This is a genomic window from Rhodoferax mekongensis, from assembly GCF_032191775.1.
In the GTDB taxonomy this organism is placed as follows: domain Bacteria; phylum Pseudomonadota; class Gammaproteobacteria; order Burkholderiales; family Burkholderiaceae_C; genus Allorhodoferax; species Allorhodoferax mekongensis.
Genome location: NZ_CP132507.1, coordinates 1,607,146 through 1,626,959, shown reverse-complemented (window position 1 = coordinate 1,626,959; position 19,814 = coordinate 1,607,146). Strand labels below are relative to the sequence as shown.

15 protein-coding genes and 1 pseudogene are annotated in these 19,814 nt (G+C 61.1%); 13 read left to right on the top strand and 3 right to left on the bottom strand.

What is annotated here, in order from left to right; genetic code table 11:
- Window positions 1–13: 13 nt before the first annotated feature.
- Together RAN89_RS07955 and RAN89_RS07950 are read right to left on the bottom strand one after the other, a co-directional pair.
- Complete coding sequence (locus tag RAN89_RS07955) at window positions 14–556, bottom strand: P-loop nucleotide/nucleoside kinase family protein (protein WP_313869056.1); 543 nt, start codon at window positions 554–556, stop codon at window positions 14–16.
- Between the two features lie 69 nt (window positions 557–625).
- Window positions 626–1,162 (bottom strand): PadR family transcriptional regulator, encoded by a 537-nt coding sequence (locus RAN89_RS07950; RefSeq protein ID WP_313869055.1) that lies wholly within the window; start codon window positions 1,160–1,162, stop codon window positions 626–628.
- Window positions 1,163–1,300: 138 nt separating this feature from the next.
- Here RAN89_RS07950 and RAN89_RS07945 point away from each other — a divergent pair.
- The 6 genes and pseudogenes from RAN89_RS07945 to nadB all read left to right on the top strand — a co-directional run.
- A pseudogene (locus RAN89_RS07945) lies at window positions 1,301–3,319 on the top strand (oxidoreductase); the annotation flags it as partial.
- 581 nt (window positions 3,320–3,900) lie between these two features.
- Window positions 3,901–4,713, top strand: a complete 813-nt coding sequence (locus RAN89_RS07940; RefSeq protein WP_313869054.1) for a crotonase/enoyl-CoA hydratase family protein — start codon at window positions 3,901–3,903, stop codon at window positions 4,711–4,713.
- Between the two features lie 390 nt (window positions 4,714–5,103).
- The gene (gene metG / locus RAN89_RS07935) at window positions 5,104–7,275 is read left to right on the top strand and encodes a methionine--tRNA ligase (RefSeq protein ID WP_313869053.1); all 2,172 of its coding nucleotides are present in this window, start codon (window positions 5,104–5,106) and stop codon (window positions 7,273–7,275) included.
- A 48-nt stretch (window positions 7,276–7,323) separates the two neighbouring features.
- On the top strand, window positions 7,324–8,070 hold the full coding sequence (locus tag RAN89_RS07930; protein ID WP_313869052.1) for a YoaK family protein: 747 nt from the start codon (window positions 7,324–7,326) through the stop codon (window positions 8,068–8,070).
- Between the two features lie 7 nt (window positions 8,071–8,077).
- The gene (locus tag RAN89_RS07925; protein WP_313869051.1) at window positions 8,078–9,787 is read left to right on the top strand and encodes a SulP family inorganic anion transporter; all 1,710 of its coding nucleotides are present in this window, start codon (window positions 8,078–8,080) and stop codon (window positions 9,785–9,787) included.
- Complete coding sequence (gene nadB, locus RAN89_RS07920) at window positions 9,788–11,401, top strand: L-aspartate oxidase (RefSeq protein WP_313869050.1); 1,614 nt, start codon at window positions 9,788–9,790, stop codon at window positions 11,399–11,401. It abuts the gene before it with no gap.
- Here nadB and RAN89_RS07915 read toward each other — a convergent pair.
- The gene (locus RAN89_RS07915) at window positions 11,385–12,305 is read right to left on the bottom strand and encodes a LysR family transcriptional regulator (protein WP_313869049.1); all 921 of its coding nucleotides are present in this window, start codon (window positions 12,303–12,305) and stop codon (window positions 11,385–11,387) included. The genes nadB and RAN89_RS07915 overlap by 17 nt on opposite strands.
- An 83-nt stretch (window positions 12,306–12,388) precedes the next feature.
- On the opposite strand from RAN89_RS07915, the gene RAN89_RS07910 reads away from it, so the two are divergent.
- From RAN89_RS07910 to RAN89_RS07880, 7 genes are read left to right on the top strand one after another with little or no spacing between them, the layout of a single operon-like run.
- Window positions 12,389–13,363 (top strand): Bug family tripartite tricarboxylate transporter substrate binding protein, encoded by a 975-nt coding sequence (locus tag RAN89_RS07910; protein ID WP_313869048.1) that lies wholly within the window; start codon window positions 12,389–12,391, stop codon window positions 13,361–13,363.
- A gap of 17 nt (window positions 13,364–13,380) precedes the next feature.
- Complete coding sequence (locus tag RAN89_RS07905; protein WP_313869047.1) at window positions 13,381–14,238, top strand: HTD2 family dehydratase; 858 nt, start codon at window positions 13,381–13,383, stop codon at window positions 14,236–14,238.
- 26 nt (window positions 14,239–14,264) lie between these two features.
- Entirely contained in the window at window positions 14,265–15,446 is a 1,182-nt protein-coding gene (locus tag RAN89_RS07900) for a CaiB/BaiF CoA transferase family protein (protein WP_313869046.1), read from the top strand.
- Window positions 15,447–15,453: 7 nt separating this feature from the next.
- Window positions 15,454–16,308: an HpcH/HpaI aldolase/citrate lyase family protein gene (locus tag RAN89_RS07895; RefSeq protein WP_313869045.1), complete on the top strand. Its 855-nt coding sequence runs from the start codon at window positions 15,454–15,456 to the stop codon at window positions 16,306–16,308.
- 48 nt (window positions 16,309–16,356) lie between these two features.
- Window positions 16,357–17,706, top strand: a complete 1,350-nt coding sequence (locus tag RAN89_RS07890) for a class-II fumarase/aspartase family protein (RefSeq protein ID WP_313869044.1) — start codon at window positions 16,357–16,359, stop codon at window positions 17,704–17,706.
- 39 nt (window positions 17,707–17,745) lie between these two features.
- Complete coding sequence (locus RAN89_RS07885) at window positions 17,746–18,234, top strand: tripartite tricarboxylate transporter TctB family protein (RefSeq protein ID WP_313868128.1); 489 nt, start codon at window positions 17,746–17,748, stop codon at window positions 18,232–18,234.
- Between the two features lie 34 nt (window positions 18,235–18,268).
- Window positions 18,269–19,780, top strand: a complete 1,512-nt coding sequence (locus RAN89_RS07880) for a tripartite tricarboxylate transporter permease (RefSeq protein WP_313869043.1) — start codon at window positions 18,269–18,271, stop codon at window positions 19,778–19,780.
- Window positions 19,781–19,814 lie beyond the last annotated feature (34 nt).

Genomic DNA, 19,814 nt, shown 5'->3' with positions numbered 1-19,814 from the left:
AGCTGCTTGCGCTTTATTTATAAGCGCTAGCAGCTCTTTTCGCTGCTGAAATCGACTGATTCCCCAACGCTTCGAAAACCTTCGCCGCTGCGTCCGCCGCGCTCCAGATTGCGGAATCAATCACGAGCCGCTCACCGGACCATGGCTCAAAGGCGAGCTGTTGAACAGCACTCCAGGTTGGCAGACTGTGCCCCGGAATATCCGCCACACGCGACTCCACGCGCCTGCGGTGTTCACGCGGGTCCGAGCACACCACCTCCACCTCGGTAATGCGGGAACCTGCGCCCTCTGCCACCGCACGCCAGGTTTGGCGCACCACTTGCACAGGGTTCACGGCGTCCACCACCACGGTAGACCCCAGCATGAGATTGGCCTTGGCAATTTGGTAGGCCACGAGATAGCCCCCGATGCCCACCTCCCCGTGCTCCGCCATCGAAGATTTCATCGCCTGCTCGATCGAGTCCATGCGCAAATAGGTAGCGCTGCACCTTCGCGCTAATAGTTGGGAAATGGTAGTTTTACCGGTCCCCGGCAGGCCACTGAAAACGATAAGCATGCCCGTGATTCTGCGCCAGTGGAGCGGTTGAAGACCTTCTTACCGGCAGCGTTACGCAAAGGCGGCTGTTTAATCCTCTTGCAGCACCGCCAACGCCTCCTGCGCCCAGGCAATGCTGCCTTCTTCAAACATGATGCCTTTCTTCAGGATCAGATGCTGCAGCCGCTTGGCGCGTGGCATGGCCTCTTTTCGGGCAAAGTCCCGGGCTTCGATGGCGCGGTAATGCGCCAGCCGTTCGGTGTGCTGGGCAATGCGGGCGCGCAATTCATCACTCAAGTCCACTTCATTCAATGCGGCATCCGCGCGGATTTTGACGGTGAACTCGTCCCGCAAATCCATGGGCGCAGCAGGCTCGCTGGTCCACCGCACCAGTTCGGCCCGGCCGTCCGGCAGCACCTTGTACTCCCGCTTGCGAGTGGCACCGGCGTCGGGCGCGCTGTCAGAGACGATCCAACCCTTCTCTTCCATGCGGGCCAGTTCGCGGTAAATCTGCTGGTGCGTGGCGTGCCAGAAGTAGCCAATGGACTTGTCAAACCGCCGCGCCAGCTCGTACCCTGAGGACGGTTTTTCAATCAGCGAAGTGAGCACGGCGTGGGCAAGCGACATGCGAGCGAGTCTAAGGGCAGCACTCTAACTATGCAACCAGTTGCATAAATCTGGCTAGACTTCTACACTGCAACTGGTTGCATAGCCGCGCGTGCCTTGGTAACGGCCGGCCACCCGAACACATAACAGGAGACACCCATGACTGCTACGCTCACCTACCCCCACATGCTCGCCCCTCTGGATTTGGGCTTTACCATCCTGAAAAACCGGGTGCTCATGGGCTCCATGCACGTGGGCCTGGAAGAAGCCAAAGACGGCTTTACCCGCATGGCCGCCTTTTACGCAGAGCGCGCCAAGGGCGGTGTAGGCCTGATCGTGACCGGCGGCATTGCGCCCAACGACCGCGCCCGCCCCATGCCCGGCGGCGCGGCCATGACCACGCAAAAGGAAGCCGACAAGCACAAGGTAGTAACCGACGCCGTACATGCCGCGGGCGGCAAGATTTGCATGCAGATCCTGCACTTTGGCCGCTATGCATACCACCCTGAGCTGGTGGCACCCAGCGCCCTGAAGGCGCCCATCAGCCCCTTTCGCCCCCATGCGCTGACCACTGAAGAAGTGAGCCAGACCATCGAGGATTACGCCAACGCTGCGGCCCTGGCCCAAAGCGCGGGCTACGACGGCGTGGAGATCATGGGTTCTGAGGGCTACCTGATCAACGAATTCATTGCCAAGCAAACCAACCAGCGCGACGACGAGTGGGGTGGCAGCTATGAAAACCGCATCCGCTTCCCGCTGGAAATCGTGCGCAAGACGCGCGCACGGGTGGGCGCCAACTTCATCATCATCTTCCGCCTCTCCATGCTGGACTTGGTGGAAGGCGGCTCAACCAAAGAAGAAGTGGTGCAGCTCGCCCAGGCTTTGGAAGCCGCTGGCGTCACCATCCTGAACACCGGCATTGGCTGGCACGAAGCCCGCATTCCCACCATCGCCACCAAAGTGCCACGCGCCGCGTTTGCCTGGGTCACCGAGCAGCTCAAAGGCAAGGTGAAGATTCCGCTGATTGCCACCAACCGCATCAACACGCCTGAAGTGGCCGAGCAAATTCTCAGCGGCGGCCAGGCCGATATGGTGAGCATGGCCCGCCCCTTCCTGGCTGACCCGCTGTTTGTGCAAAAGGCGGCCGAGGGCAAAGCCGACCAGATCAACACCTGCATCGGCTGCAACCAGGCCTGCCTGGACCACACCTTTGGCGGCAAGATCACCAGCTGCCTGGTGAACCCGCGCGCCTGCCACGAAACCCTGATGGTGGATAGCCCCGCCCCCAGCAAAGAACGCATTGCCGTGGTGGGCGCAGGCCCTGCAGGTTTGGCCTTTTCGACCGAAGCGGCCAAGCGCGGCTTTGAGGTGACGCTGTTTGATGCAGCCAGCGAAATCGGTGGCCAGTTCAACGTGGCCAAGCAAGTGCCCGGCAAAGAAGAGTTCTACGAAACCCTGCGTTACTTCGGCAAGCAGATTGAGCTGACCGGCGTGAAGCTGCAGCTGAATCAAAAAGTCAGCGCACAAGACCTGACAGCCGCCGGCTTCAAGCACGTGGTGCTGGCCACCGGCGTAACACCGCGCATGCCGGAGATTGAAGGCATCCAGCACCCCAAAGTGCTGGGCTACCTGGACGTGCTGCGCGACAAAAAGCCCGTCGGCAAAACTGTGGCACTGATTGGCGCAGGCGGCATCGGCTTCGATACCGCCGAGTTCTTGCTGCACGAAGGCACCAGCCCCAGCCTGGACCAAGCCAAATTCTTCGCTGAGTGGGGCGTAGACACCACTTATGCCAGCGCTGGTGGCTTGAAGCCAGCGCACATTGAGAAGACACCGCGCAAGGTCTACCTGCTGCAGCGTAAGACCAGCAAAGTGGGCGACGGCCTGGGCAAGACCACAGGCTGGATTCACCGCACCTCGCTCAAGAACCGCGAAGTGGAAATGATCAACGGCGTGACCTACCGCAAGGTGGACGATGCCGGCCTGCACATCACCGTGGGCGACAAGGACATGGTGCTGCCGGTGGACAACGTGGTGGTCTGCGCGGGCCAGGACCCGCAGCGCGCACTTCAGGCTGAGCTGCAAGCCGCAGGCGTGAATGTGCACCTGATTGGCGGCGCCGATGTGGCTGCCGAGCTGGATGCCAAGCGCGCCATCAAGCAGGGCACCGAGCTGGCCCTGGCCTTTGGCGCTGTGCCCGCGCAAGTGGCTGAAGCAGGCGCCGCACCCACGCTGGCGCAGACCCTGCCGGCACCGGTGGCCGCCAGCCTCAAGCTGTGGCACCAGATGATTGCCGAGAACAACCTCGCCGAGCTGCCCACCATCCTGCACCGCAAGGCCGTGTTCCGCTCGCCCATGGCGCACACGCCCTACCCCAGCGCGCAAGCCGTGCAAGTCATCTTGACCAACGTGGTGCAGGTGTTTGAAGACTTCAAGTACCACCGCGAACTGGCCAGCGCCGACGGCCTGAGCCTGGTGCTGGAGTTCAGCGCCAAAGTCAATGGCAAAGAACTCAAGGGCATCGACATGGTGCAGTTCGACGCCGAGGGCAAGATCACCGACTTTGAGGTGATGGTGCGCCCCATGAGCGGCCTGCAAGCGCTGGGCGACGAGATGGGCAAGCGCCTGGCGCCCTACATGGCCATGATGAAACCGGCCAAGACCTGAAGGCTGGATTCATCAACACTATAAAAATAATAGCTGCTCGCGCAGATTCCACCTGCGCTAGCGGTCTATTTGGCACATAAAAGGAGACACACATGGAGTTTGAAACCCTGAAGGTCACGCTGGACGCGCACATTGCCACCATCCGCCTGAACCGCCCCGACAAAGCCAACGCCATGAACGCCACCATGTGGCAAGAGATCCGGCAAGCCTTTGAGTGGGTGGACCGCACGCCAGAGGCGCGTGTGGCGGTGCTGCAAGGCGAAGGCAAGTTGTTCTGCGCGGGCATCGACCTGCAAATGATGATGGGCATCGGCCCGCAGATCGCCAACGACTGCGACGGCCGCATGCGCGAGAGCCTGCGCCGCATGATTCTGGACATGCAAGACACGCTGACCAGCCTGGAGCGTTGCCGCAAGCCGGTGCTGGCTGCCATCCATGGTGGCTGCATCGGGGGTGGCATCGACTTGGTCACCTGCGCGGACATGCGCTACGCCAGCGCCGATGCGTTCTTTACCATCAAAGAGATCGACATCGGCATGACCGCCGACGTGGGCGCCTTGCAGCGTTTACCGAAGCTAGTGGGCGATGGCATCACCCGCGAGCTGGCTTACACCGGCCGAAAGATGGAAGCCGAAGAAGCCAAGAGCATCGGCCTGGTGAACCGCGTGTTTGAAAGCCGCGAGGCGCTGTATGCCGGAGTGCAGGAGATTGCAGCCACTATCGCCGCCAAGTCGCCTCTGTCGATCCGCGGCACCAAAGAAATGATCACCTACGCCCGCGACCACAGCGTGGCCGACAGCCTGAACTACATCGCCACCTGGAACGCCGCCATGCTGATGAGCCAGGACCTGACCGAGGCGATGACGGCGAACATGCAGAAGCGGGCGCCTGTGTTTAAGGACTGAGCTTCCTTTCTAGCGCTTAGTCTTTGCTGGACTCACAGCAGGCTGGGGGTACGTACCTCCGCTCGTGTCCCCCGCCCGCTCCAGCGGGCTCCTCCTTGACCTCGCTGCGGCACGCACCCCCAACCTGCTGCTGCGAAGTAAGGCGAGGCGAGGTGAACTATGTATATTTGCAAGTCACAGCACTTAAGGAGTGGGGCGGCTGCCTGTTTTGCGCAGGTCAAGGAGGAGCGCGCAGCGCGGGGGACACGGAGCAAAACAGGCAGCCGCCCCGCTCCGGCACCTACGTAGCAAAACGCCCAGCCCGACTGATCCCACCACAAAGCTGGCCTACACAACGGCAATCCCCGCCCCGACTAAAATCACCGGTTCCTCTGTGAAAGTCGATTCCCCATGCCTCGCCAACTCTTTGTTACCACCGCCCTCCCCTACGCCAACGGCAACTTCCATATCGGCCACATCATGGAGTACATCCAGGCCGACATCTGGGTGCGGTTCCAGCGCATGCAGGGCAACGCGGTGAACTTCGTAGGCGCGGACGACACGCACGGCGCGCCCATCATGATTGCGGCTGAGAAAGCCGGCGTGACGCCCGAGCAATTCGTGGCCAACATCGCCGCCGGGCGCAAGCAGTACCTGGATGGCTTTCACATCAGTTTTGACAACTGGCACAGCACCCACTCGCCCGAAAACACCGAGCTGGCCCGCCAGATTTACCGCGACCTGCGTGACCGCGCCGATGGCAGCCTGATCGAAGTGCGCACCATCGAACAGTTCTTCGATCCCGAGAAGAACATGTTCTTGCCGGACCGCTACATCAAAGGCGAGTGCCCCAAGTGCCACGCCAAGGACCAGTACGGCGACAACTGTGAGGTCTGCGGCTCGGTCTACGCGCCCACGGACCTGATCAATCCTTACTCTGCTTTGTCCGGCGCAAAGCCTGAGCTCAAGAACTCCGAGCACTACTTCTTCAAGTTGTCGGACCCGCGCTGCGTGGAGTTTCTTGAGAACTGGACGCAAGACGGCAAGCTTCAACCCGAAGTGGCCAACAAGATCAAAGAGTGGTTCTCCGTACGCACCAACCCGGACGGCACCCAGAGCGAAGGCTTGGGCGACTGGGACATCAGCCGCGACGCACCTTACTTCGGTATCGAGATTCCTGATGCGCCGGGCAAATACTTCTATGTGTGGCTGGACGCGCCTGTGGGCTACCTGGCGTCGCTCAAAAACTGGTTCGACAAAGGCGGTCCCAAGGCTAAGCACGGCGACACCCGCAGCTTTGACGAATACATGGCAGCAAGTGATACCGAGCAGTACCACTTCATCGGCAAAGACATCGTCACCTTCCACACGCTGTTCTGGCCCGCGATGCTGAAGTTCAGCGGCCGCAAGACACCCAACAATGTGTTTGTGCACGGCTTTTTGACCGTCAACAACGGCGAGAAGATGAGCAAAAGCCGCGGCACCGGTCTGGACCCGCTCAAGTACCTGAGCCTGGGCATGAACGCCGAGTGGCTGCGCTATTACCTTGCCGCCAAGCTGTCGGCACGCAACGAAGACATCGACTTCAACGCCGACGACTTCATGGCGCGGGTGAACAGCGACCTGATTGGCAAGTACGTGAACATTGCGTCGCGCGCTGCGGGCTTCATCACCAAGCGCTTTGACGGCAAGCTCACGAGCGACTTCGGCTCGCAAGGCTTTGCGCTTGTAAATGAATTGCGCGAAGCAGCTGACAACATCGGTCGCCTTTATGAAGACCGCGATTACAGCAAAGCCACTCGGGAAATCATGCTACTGGCCGACAAGGTGAATGCCTATGTGGACCAGAACAAACCATGGGACTTGGCCAAAGATGCGGCGAATAACCAAGCACTGCACCAAGTCTGCTCTGTGCTTATCAACTGCTTCACCGTATTGACACGCTACTTGGCACCTGTATTACCAAACTTGGCAAATGCTGTAGAAACGTTTACAGGTGCCAACCTGCGAGAGTGGCACTTGGTTCAGCACGACGTAGCAGCCATCCAGCCCTACCAACACCTGATGCAACGCGTGACCCCCGAGCAGCTGGACGCACTTTTTGAACCCAAAGAGCCTCTAGCGCCCGCGGAACCTGCGCAAGCAGCTCCTAAAAAAGTAGCAAAGTCCGCTCCTGCGGCTGTGCCGGCTGATCCCAACGCCCCTGGCGGCGAGGCCTTGGCGCCCACCATCAGCATTGACGACTTCGCCAAAATCGACCTGCGCATTGCAAAGATCGTGAACTGCGAAGCTGTGGAAGGCTCCACCAAGCTGCTCCGCCTGACCCTTGATGTGGGTGAAAAAAACGCCGAGGGCCAACCCACCACGCGCAATGTATTCAGCGGCATCGCCAGCATGTACCAGCCCGAAGAGCTGGTGGGCCAGCTCACCGTGCTGGTGGCCAATCTGGCGCCGCGCAAGATGAAGTTCGGCATGTCCGAAGGCATGGTCATGGCGGCCAGCCATGCAGATGAGGGCGCCAACCCCGGCATCTACATCCTCAACCCCTGGCCCGGCGCCCAGCCCGGCATGCGCATCCACTAAAGCACAGTCGCTTTATCCATCAGGCACAGCACACACCGGTCCCACAGCATGATCCCCCTGATCCGTGGTTGGACCGATGTGCAACGTACCCCGCAAGCCAACACGCGCTTGGGCGTGACCCTCGCCGCCGTGGCTGGGGCTGCCAATGCAGGTGGTTTTTTGGCGGTCAACCAGTACACCTCCCACATGACCGGCGTGGTGTCGGGCATAGCGGACGCTTTGGTGCTGGGCCACACCGGCACTGCACTGGTCGGCTTGGCCATGCTGCTGGCCTTTGTGACCGGCGCCATGTGCACTGCCCTGTTGGTGAACTGGGGCATGCGCCACCACTTGCACAGCGCGTATGGCCTGCCACTTTTGCTGGAGGCAGCTTTGCTGTTGGTGTTCGGCTTGTTTGGTGGTGCCATTGCCGTCGCCGCCCACCTGTTTGTGCCGCTCACGGTGGTGCTGCTCTGCTTCATCATGGGCCTGCAGAACGCGGTCATCACCAAAATCTCGCGCGCAGAGATTCGCACCACCCACATCACCGGTTTGGTCACCGATATGGGCATTGAACTGGGCAAGCTGCTCTACATCAACCCCGCTCCTTCTGAACACCCCGTGCGCGCCAACCGCGACAAGCTGCGCCTGCAGGGCAAGCTGATTGGCGCCTTTGCACTGGGGGCGCTGGCCGGGGCACTGGGCTTCAAGCATGTGGGCTACATCGCCACCCTGCCCTTGGCCTTGGCGCTTTTGGCACTGGTAATCAAACCCTTGTGGAAGGACCTGCACCCTTCCGCTTACCCTGCCGCCTGACCCCGCCATGGCTGCACCCCGCTTTTTCCACCCGCGCCTGATGGATGCCCTGCAGGGCTACAACCGGCAGCGCCTGGCAGGGGACATTGGCGCGGGCCTCACGGTGGGTGTAGTGGCGCTGCCCTTGGCCATGGCCTTTGCCATCGCCAGCGGGCTCAAGCCCGAGGCAGGTTTGTTCACTGCCATCATTGCCGGCTTTTTGATCTCTGCGCTGGGTGGCAGCCGGGTGCAAATCGGCGGGCCGGCCGGTGCATTCATCGTCATCGTGTACGGGATCGTCGAGCGCTATGGCTATGCCAATCTGGTCATTGCAACCGCCATGTCTGGCGTGATGCTGTTCGCCTTCGGTTTCTTCCGGCTGGGCACGCTGGTGCGCTTTATCCCGATTGCGGTGGTCATCGGCTTTACCAATGGCATTGCAGTGCTGATTGCGCTCTCGCAGGTCAAAGACTTTCTGGGTCTGAACACCGGACCCATGCCGGGCAGCTTCTTCGGCATCCTGCACACGCTGAGTGCTTCGCTCTCCACCATCAACCTGCAGGCGACGGCACTCGCATTGGCCAGTCTGGCGGTCATCGTGGCATGGCAGTTCGGTCTCACCCGCCTGGCCAAAGCCAATGCGTGGGCTGCCAAGTTGGCGCTGGTGCCTGGCGCAGTGGTCGCACTGATTGGAGCTACTCTCGTAGTGGGTCTGGCGGGATTGCCCGTGGAAACCATCGGCAGCCGCTTCGGCGGCGTGCCCTCTGCATTGCCCGGCTTTGCCTTGCCCGATTTCAGCTGGGAGACCGTGCGCTTTCTGTTCATTCCTGCCACCACGCTGGCCATGCTGGGCGCCATTGAATCCCTGCTCTGTGCCCGGGTGGCCGACGGCATGATCGGCGACCGGCACGACCCCAACCAGGAGCTGATGGCCCAGGGCATTGCCAACCTGGTCACTCCCTTCTTCGGGGGCATGCCGGCCACTGGCACCATTGCCCGTACGGTCACCAACATCAAGAGTGGTGCCAGCAGCCCGGTGGCTGGCATGGTGCACGCCCTCACCCTGATGCTGGTGGTGCTCGTGGCAGCGCCCTTGGCCAAAAACATTCCGCTCGCTGCCATGGCCGCCATCCTCATGTTTGTAGCCTGGAACATGGGCGAATGGCGTGAGTTTGTGCACCTGCGGCAATACCGCCTCCCTTACCGCGCGACCCTGCTGGCCGTGTTTTTCCTGACGGTAGTGTTTGACCTGACAGTCGCCGTAGAAGTAGGGCTGGTCGCCGCCTGCCTCACCTTCATCTACCGCATTTCCAGCCTCTCGCGTTGCGAGCAACTCAGCGCGCAGGACTACCCGCCGCTGGTGGGCCTTGAACGCGATGTCGCAGCCCATCGATTGCATGGCGCCATCTTCTTCGGCGCGGTCAAGCTGATTGAAAACCTCGAAGACCACCTGCCCACCCGGGTTCTGGTGCTGGACTTCAAAAACGTGCTCTACATAGACTCATCCGGTGCGGACACTGTGCTGGACTTGGTGCACACCTGCCACAAGCGGGGTGTGCGCCTGATTGCATGCGGGCTGGCCTTCCAGCCACAAGACATCCTGCTGCGCTGCGGGGTTACCGAGGCCCTGGGCCCAGCCAACCTCAACCCCACGTTGGCGCAGGCGCTGGAGCTCGCCGTGCATGATGCACAAGCTGCCCGATGCCCGCCACACCCTGATTTTTCCCGACCCTATTAAATGACATCCACGACAAAAACAAGCGCACCCCTGCACTTTGATGTGCTCATCGTTGGCAGCGGCCTCGCCGGCCTGAGTGCGGCGCTGTTGCTCTCACAGCAACACCGTGTGGCTATCCTCACCAAACGTGCGGTGCGCGAAGGCAGCAGCGGCTGGGCCCAAGGCGGCATTGCCGCCGTGTGGGACAAGGACGACAGTTTTGCCGCCCACGTGGACGACACGCTGATTGCCGGTGCCGGCCTGTGCGACCTCAAAGCCACGCAGTTCGTGGTGGAGAACGCGCCCCAATCGATTGCTTGGTTGCAAAAGCTGGGCGTGCCGTTTTCGGAAGAAGCGGGCCACGCGGGCCAACTGCACCTCACGCGCGAAGGCGGTCACAGCGCACGGCGCATCGTCCACGTGACAGATGCCACCGGTGCCGCGGTGCAGCAAACCCTGATCGAGAAGGTGAAAGCCAGCGCCAATGTGACGCTGTTTGAGCACCACACGCTGGTGGACCTGATCACCACCACCAAGCTGGGCCAGGCTGGCCCCAACCGCTGCGTAGGCCTGTACGCGCTGGATGACGACACCGACGAAGTGCTCACCTTCCAGGCGCCCCACACCATCCTGGCCACAGGCGGCGCGGGCAAGGTTTACCTCTACACCACCAACCCCGACACCGCCACTGGCGACGGCATTGCCGCCGCCTGGCGGGCAGGCTGCCAGGTGCAGAACATGGAATTCATCCAGTTCCACCCCACCTGCTTGTTTCACCCGCACGCCAAGAGCTTTTTGATCACCGAAGCGGTGCGTGGCGAGGGCGGCCGCCTTCTGCTGCCCACCGGCGAACGCTTTATGCCTAAGCACGACCCGCGCGCCGAGCTGGCGCCGCGCGACGTGGTGGCCCGCGCCATCGACTTCGAGATGAAGAAAGGCGGCTTCGACTGCGTTTACCTCGACATCTCACACCAGCCGCTGAGCTTTATCCAAGAGCATTTCCCCAACATCTACGCCCGCTGCCTGGAGCTGGGGATCGACATGTCCAAGCAACCCATCCCCGTGGTGCCAGCGGCCCACTACACCTGCGGCGGCGTGGTCACCGACCTGGATGCCCGGACCGATGTGCAAGGCCTGTATGCCGTGGGCGAGACCGCCTGCACGGGCTTGCACGGCGCAAACCGCCTGGCATCGAATTCGCTGGTGGAGTGCATGGTGTTTGCGCGAGCAGCTACTGCTTTGATAGCAAGTGAACTCGCCAATGGCAGCTCTGAGGCACCACGCCTCTTGCCCGCCTGGGACGACAGCCGCGTGACCGATGCGGACGAAAGCGTGGTCATCTCCCACAACTGGGACGAGCTGCGCCGCTTCATGTGGGACTACGTCGGCATCGTGCGCACCAACAAACGGCTGGAGCGCGCGGCACACCGCATCGCGCTGCTGCAAGGCGAGATTGCCGAGTTTTATGCCCACTTCCATGTCACCCGCGACCTGCTGGAACTGCGCAACCTGGTGCAAGTGGCCGACCTGATTGTGAAGAGCGCCCAAGCCCGCCACGAGAGCCGCGGTTTGCACTTCAGCCGCGACTACCCCGGCATGCTGGATGTGGCGGTGCCAACTACGCTCGCGCCTTGAGCTTCTTTTTGGCCTGGAGCGCCGTGCGCAGGTGCTCGTAAAACACCTGTGATGGCGCACTCAGGGTGGCGCCATGCAAAGTGGTGAGGCCCAGTTGTCGCGAGACCGCGGGCTGTCGCAAAGACACCCCCACCAGCGTGGGGTGGTTTGCGGGCAAAGCCAGCCGTGGCACAGCTGCCATGCCCAAACCTGCCTCCACCATGCCCAGCAGCGTGGCAATGTGGCTGACTTCAAAGCGGTAGGAGGGGTTGCAGCCGGCGCGGGCCAATGCGTCGTCCAGTAACTGGCGGTTGCCGCTGCTGCGCGCAACTGCAATCAACTTTTCATCGGTCAAGTCAGCCCACGCGACAGAGCGGCGCTTGGCCATGGCATGCCCGCGGGGCATGGCCAAGACAAACTCATCATCATGAATGGGCAGAAAGTCCACCCCCGGCACCTGGTTGCCCATGAAGGCGATGCCGAAATCGCACTCGCCCGCCAACACACTGGCCACGACTTGGCCGGCCGCCTCATCCATCAAGCGGATGCGGATCTTCGGAAACTTGTCGCTGAAGGAGCTCACCACCGAAGGCAGGAAATGCAGCGCTGCTGAGGGCACGCAGGCCACAGTCACACGCCCGATTCGGCTTCCGGCGATGTCAGAGATGCCGAGCATGGCGGCTTCCAGATCGTCCAGTGCAGCACGGGCGCGCTCCAGAAAAGTGCGTCCCAGCGGCGTCAACTTCACATCGCGGGTGGTGCGGTTGAACAGTTTGGCGCCCAGAATGGACTCCAGCCTCTCGATGCGGCGGCTCAGCGCTGGAGACGACAGGTGAATCTCGTCCGCCGCAGCGCGAAAGCTGCCCCGTTCCGCGACGGCCACAAAAGCCTGAAGTTGCTGCAAGTCGAAATTGATGCGCGCCATGCACCAATACTAGCAAAAGTTGCAATTCACAAAACGACTGGCGAAGCGCAACATCTGCTCCATAACGATCTGGAGACAAGGCTATGCCCATGAAAAATTTGCTCACCGCGACAGTCGCCCTCGGCGCACTGTTGACACCGCTTGCCCAGGCACTTGCCCAAGCATGGCCTGATAAAGCCATCACCATCGTGGTCCCGACAGCGGCAGGCGGCGCCAATGATGCCATCGCCCGCATCATCGGCCAGGGCCTCAGTGCCAAGCTAGGCCAACCGGTGATTGTGGAAAACAGAGCCGGTGCGGGCGGGGCCATCGCATCTGAATATGTCGCCAAGGCTGCACCGGACGGGTACACCATCATGCTTGGCTACATCGCCACACATGGAATCAACCCTGCACTACAAAAGCTGAAGTACGACCCGGTCACCGACTTTGAGGCTATTGGCATGATTGCCGCCTCTCCGACCGTGCTGGTGGTGAACAACAACGTGCCCGCCAAAAATGCCAAAGAGCTGGTCCAGCTGATCAAAGCCAAGCCCAACACCTTCAACTACGCCAGTGCGGGCAATGGCACCGCCCCCCACATTGCAGGCGAGCTGTTCCGCATGTCTGCCGGCCTGGAGATTCAGGGCATTCCTTACAAGGGCTCTGCACCCGCCGTGGTGGACACCATTGCGGGCAGCACCCAACTGATGTTTCCCAGCATGTTTACCGCCTACCCCCAGGTCAAGGGCGGCAAGCTGCGCGCCTTGGGTATCGCCGGCGAGAAGCGCTCCATCGTGATGCCCGAATTGCCAACGCTGGCTGAGCAAGGCATTGCCAACGTGAACATGTCGCAGTGGTACGCGATGTTTGCCCCCGCCAAAACACCCAAAGCCGTCATCGACAAGTTGAACAAAGAGATGAACGCCATCCTGACCGACAAAGCGACCGAGAAGAAGATTGAGGACCAGGGCGCAGAAGTCGAAACAGGCACTCCAGACCAGCTCAAAGCCTTCGTCAAGAAAGAAGCTGCACATTGGAAAGCAGTGGTGACCGCGGCCAAGATTCAAATCGATTGAGCCGGGGAGCACGGAGCATGAATTTGCAAGACTGGATCGGCCGCAGCGAAACCGTGGACGACATCGCGACTGCGACGCCCTACGCAGCGCTGTCCGCCACCCTGGACTGGCCCCCACCCTTGGCAGGGCAACGCCCCGCCCCCGGCACCCCCCTGCCGTACCTCTGGCACTGGCTGTATTTCTTGCCGATGTACGCCCAATCAGAAATCGGCGCCGACGGCCATGCCAAGCGCGGCAGCTTTTTGCCCCCCGTGCCCCTACCCCGCCGCATGTGGGCGGGCAGCGACTTCACCTTTCACGCGCCTTTGTTGGTAGGTGATGCGCTTCGCCGCACCTCCACCATCGTGGACGTGAAGGAAAAATCCGGACGCACCGGCAACCTGATCTTTGTAAAGGTGCGCCACGAAATCAGCCGTAACGGGGAAGGTCAACCGGCCCTCACCGAGCACCACAACATCGTTTACCGAGATGCCCCCAAGCCGGATGACGTGGTGCCCGCACCCACACCGGCCCATGCAAGCTCTGCGTGGGAGCGCCGCATCGTGCCGGACGACGTGCTCTTGTTCCGCTACTCCGCGCTGACATTCAACGGCCACCGCATTCACTACGACCGCAAATACGTCACCGAAGTCGAGGGCTACCCCGGCCTCATCGTTCACGGCCCGCTGATTGCCACCTTGCTGATGGACCTGTTACGCAGCAACAAGCCCGGTGCGGTGGTCAGCCATTTCGAATTCAAGGCCGTACGGCCCACGTTTGACATTCACCCCTTCTCCGTGCACGGAGAGCCGTCTGTAGACGGCAAGACGGTGCGCCTGTGGGGCAGAGACCACGAAGGGTTTCTGACCATGGATGCCACTGCCACGCTTGCCTGAAACCCTGATCCCTCTATCTCATCGCTATGCAACCTCTCAAAGGCATTACCGTTGTCACGCTGGAACACGCCATTGCAGCGCCCTTTGCCACCCGCCAGCTGGCCGACATGGGAGCCCGTGTCATCAAGATTGAACGCCCCGGCACCGGCGACTTTGCCCGGGGTTATGACGAGCGTGTGCGCGGCCTGGCCTCGCACTTTGTCTGGACCAACCGCTCCAAAGAGAGCCTGACCCTGGACGTCAAACACGAGGAAGCGCAAAAGATCCTGATGCGCCTCATCATCGAAGAAGCTGATGTCGTGGTGCAGAACCTGGCGCCCGGCGCTGCCTCACGGCTGGGCTTGTCGTATGAAGCGCTCTCCAAGGTCAAGCCCGGCATCATCGTCTGCGATATCTCCGGCTACGGCAGCGATGGCCCCTATCGCGACAAAAAAGCCTACGACCTCTTGATCCAGAGCGAAGCCGGTTTCGTCTCTGTCACCGGCACCCCCGACACGCCGTCCAAAGCCGGCCCATCGATTGCCGACATTGCCGCCGGCATGTATGCCTACACCAACATCCTGGCCGCGCTGATGCACCGCCAGCAAACCGGCCAGGGGCAGCGCATCGACATTTCCATGCTCGAAGCACTGGGCGAGTGGATGAACTACCCGCTGTACTACGCGTTCGAGGGCGCTGCACCCCCGGCACGCACCGGTGCCAGCCACGCCACCATTTACCCCTACGGGCCCTTTGCTGCCGGTGATGGCAAAACCGTCATGCTGGGCCTGCAAAACGAACGGGAATGGAAAATCTTCTGCGACAAGGTGCTGCTGCAACCGCAACTCGCCAGCGAAGAACGCTTCTCCAGCAATGCAAAGCGCAGTGCCCAGCGCGCAGAACTGTCTGCCATGATTCTGCAAGCGTTCTCCAGTCTCACCGCCGCTGATGTGGCGCAGCGCTTGGAAGAAGCTGGCATCGCGAATGCCCAGGTCAACACCATGGCTGAAGTGTGGGAACACCCCCAGCTAGAGGCACGCCAACGCTGGACCACAGTGGAAACCGCCAAAGGCACCGTCCCCGCCCTGATTCCACCCGGCAGTTGGCAACACGGCGCAGCGCGCATGGACCCGGTGCCAGCCCTGGGCCAGCACACCGATGCCATCCTCGCGCAACAGGGTTACAGCACTGCCCAGATAGACGCCCTGCGCACCGAAGGTGCAGTCTGAGTGCTGCATGAGCATGGCAGCCCCCTACACCTACCTCTTCGTTCCAGGCAATCGCCCGGAGCGCTTTGCCAAAGCGGCAGCAAGCGAGGCCGAGCGCGTCATCCTGGATCTGGAAGATGCGGTTGCGCCTGCGGACAAAGCTGCAGCACGACAGGCGATCCACACCTGGATGCACGCCGCCTCCACCAACTTGCCACCGCAGCGACTGATGGTGCGCATCAACGACGCGCGCAGCGACTTCTTTGCTGACGACCTGGCCCTTCTGCGCACCTTGCCCGCCTGCGGCGTCATGCTGGCCAAAGCGGAACGCGCTGCAGACCTGCAAACGGTCCGTAACGCCATGCATCTGGACACAGAGTTGCTGGCTTTGGTGGAAACCGCAGCCGGTATCGCAGCCTGCCCATCCATCGCCAGCCACGCATCAGTCACCCGGCTCGCGCTGGGCGCCTTGGATCTGATGGTGGACCTGAACATCCCAGCGGACAGCCCTACGCTCACGCTGGCAGCCTCTCAGCTGGTGTTGGCCTCGCGGGCCGCAGGGATTGCCGCACCGGTGGCGGGCGTTACGCCCTCGGTACTGGCCGAGCACACCCTCGCCGATATGCAAGACGCCCTGCGCCTCGGCTTCGGCGCCAAGATGTGCATCCACCCCGCCCAACTGACAGGCGTACGCCGTGCCTTGGCTCCGCTGCCTGCGGAGGTCGATTGGGCGCAGGAAGTTATCACCGCCTGGGATGCAGCTCACGCAGGCAATGGCCCCACGGGTGCGCTCCAAGTGCAGGGAAAGATGGTGGACAAACCTGTCTACCTGCGCGCCCAACGCATCCTGAACCTCCAACAGTTTTCCCAAGCGGCCGCCTGAAGCCGCTCCAAACCCTATTCATTACGTCTCAACAGAAGGAACAACAAAATGTCTTCCACCATCATCGACTCCAAGATCTTCACCGACATGTTCAGCGACACCGCGATGCGCCAAGTCTGGTCGGACGAAAACCGCACGGCCAAGTACCTCGACATCGAGCGTGCCCTGGCCAAAGTGCAAGGCGAGTTGGGCATCATCCCGAAAGAAGCAGCTGACGAAATCGTGAAGAACTGCGAACCCAGCCAGATCGATTGGGTGAAGCTCAAGGCCAAAACCGAGCAGATCGGCTACCCCATCATTGCGGTGGTCAACCAGATCAACGCCAACTGCCGCGACAAGCTGGGTGAGTATTGCCACTGGGGCGCAACCACCCAGGACATCACCGACACCGCCGCCGTGCTGCAGATCCGCGAAGCTTTGGCCCTGGTCGAAGCCGACTTGAAAGACATCTCGGGCTCGCTGGCCAAGCTGGCCAAAGCGCACCGCGACACCCCCATCATCGGCCGCAGCAACCTGCAACAAGCCACCCCCATCACCTTCGGCTACAAAATGGCCAGCATTCTCGCGGGCATTGAGCGTCACCGCGAGCGTTTGGAGCAACTCAAGCCCCGTGTGTTGGTCGGCGAATTCGGCGGCGCATCGGGCACCTTGTCCTCGCTGGAAACCGGCGCCATGGAAACCCAGGCCGGATTGATGAAAGAACTGGGCCTGGGCCAACCGCTGATCTCCTGGCACACCGTGCGTGACAACTTTGCAGAGGTGGGTGCGTTCCTCGGCATTGTGGGTGGCTCGCTGGGCAAGATCGCCATGGACGTGAAGCTGCTCATGCAAACCGAAGTGGCCGAGGTGTTCGAGCCCTATGCCCCCGGCCGTGGCTCGTCCTCCACCATGCCGCAAAAGCGCAACCCGATTTCTTGCCTCTACATCCACGCCAACATCTCGGTGGTGCGCCAGTTGGCCGCGTCCCTGATGGACGCCATGGTGGCGGACCACGAGCGCTCCACCGGCCCGTGGGAAATTGAATGGGTGGCCATGCCCGAGATCTTCTGCCTGATGTCCGGCGCACTCAAGCAAACCAAGTTCATCCTGGCAGGCCTGGAAGTGGACGCCGCCCAGATGCGTAGCAACATCGACATGACCCATGGCCTCGTCATGTCCGAAGCCGTGATGATGGGCATGGGCCCCTACATCGGTCGTGAGTACGCGCACGACCTGGTCTACGACATCTGCCGCGAAGCACTCAAGCAAAAGCGCCACCTGATTGAGCTGTTGGCTGAGCACCCAGAGATCAACAAACACGTCACCCGCGAACAGCTGGAGGGCTTCTGCGATCCGATGAACAACCTCGGCCAAGCCGGCGTCATGGTCGACCGGGTACTGAACTCTTTGAAGGACTGAACACTTTCACGTTTCCAAAAATAATGAGTGAGACATAACGTGAAAATCCAAAGTCAAAAAGACTTCTTTGCCGGACTGATGTTCACGGTGGTGGGAGGCAGCTTTGCTGCCGGCGCCAGCCAGTACACGCTGGGCAGCGGAGCAAAAATGGGACCGGGCTACTTCCCGCTCATTCTGGGCATCCTGCTCGCCGTGCTGGGCTGTGCCATTGCCGTTAAAAGCATGATCACCCCCACGCCTGACGGCGACAAGATAGGCAAATTCGCCTGGAAACCCCTGTTCTTCATCATCGCTGCCAACCTGGTGTTCGGCGCATCCATCGGCGGACTGCCCGTGATTGGCCTCAAACCCCTGGGCCTGATCGTGGGCATCTATTTGCTCACCTACATCGCCAGCCACGCAGGTGAAGAACACAAGTTCAAGGAAGTCGCCGTGCTGGCCACCATCCTGGCGCTCTTGAGCTATGTGGCCTTCATCGTTCTCCTCAAGCTGCAGTTCCCCGTTTGGCCTGCGTACTTCACTGCCTGATCACCGCTTAATCACGGCTTATTGAGACTGCAACATGGAACTCTTTGAACACCTCTCCTTAGGTTTCGGTGTGGCCTTCACCGGCCAGAACCTGATTTATGCCTTCATCGGCTGTCTGCTGGGTACCTTGATCGGCGTTTTGCCCGGCATCGGCCCCTTGGCCACCATTGCCATGCTGCTGCCCGCCACCTATGCCTTGCCTCCTGTGGCGGCATTGATCATGCTGGCCGGTATTTACTACGGCGCCCAGTACGGAGGATCGACTACCGCCATTCTGGTGAACCTGCCCGGCGAGTCTTCGTCGGTGGTGACCGTCATTGACGGTTACCAGATGGCCCGTAATGGACGCGCAGGTCCTGCGCTGGCTGCAGCGGGCTTGGGTTCTTTCTTTGCCGGTTGCGTGGGTACCCTGATCCTGGCGGCCTTTGCAGGCCCCTTGACCGAGCTGGCCTTCAAGTTCGGCCCTGCCGAGTACTTCAGCCTGATGATTCTGGGCTTGATCGGTGCGGTGGTGCTGGCTTCGGGCTCCCTGCTCAAGGCCATTGCCATGATTGTGCTGGGGCTCTTGCTGGGCATGGTGGGCACCGATGTGAACTCCGGTGTGGCCCGTTTCAGCTTTGATATCCCTGAGCTCACCGACGGTATCGGCTTCATCGTGATCGCCATGGGCGTGTTCGGCTACGGCGAGATCATCAGCAACCTGGCCAAGAGCGAGAGTGAACGTGAAGTCTTCTCGGCTTCTGTTTCCGGTCTCTTGCCTACCAAACAGGACTTCAAGGACATGTTCCCCGCTGTGCTGCGGGGTACCGCTTTGGGTTCGGTGCTGGGTATCTTGCCCGGTGGTGGTGCGGTGATGGCGGCCTTTGCGGCCTACACCCTGGAGAAGAAGACCAAGCTGCGTCCCGGTGAAGTGCCTTTCGGCAAGGGCAACATCCGCGGGGTGGCCGCGCCTGAGTCGGCGAACAACGCAGGAAGCCAGACTTCTTTCATTCCTCTGCTGACCCTGGGTATCCCACCGAATGCGGTGATGGCCCTGATGGTGGGTGCGATGACCATCCACAACATCCAGCCCGGACCGCAGGTGATGACAAGTAACCCCGAGCTCTTCTGGGGTCTGATTGCTTCCATGTGGATCGGCAACCTGATGCTGGTGATCCTGAACCTGCCTTTGATCGGGATCTGGATCAAGCTGCTTACTGTGCCTTACAGCTGGTTGTTCCCTTCTATCGTGCTGTTCTGTGCGATCGGGGTGTATTCGACCAACAACAACACCTTCGATATCTGGATGGTGGGTCTGTTCGGGGTGATCGGGTATCTGTTCATCAAGCTGGGCACAGAACCCGCTCCGCTTTTGCTGGGCTTTATTCTGGGGCCGATGATGGAGGAGTACTTGCGCCGGGCGCTTCTGCTCTCCCGTGGGGACTGGAGTGTGTTCGTCACCCGGCCACTCTCAGCCAGCCTGTTGGTGGCGGCGCTGGCTCTTCTGGTGGTGGTGATGCTGCCTTCCATCAAGGCCAAGCGGGAGGAGGCGTTTGTGGAGGATTGATTTCAAGCCAGACCGCTATGAAATCAGGAGCTGC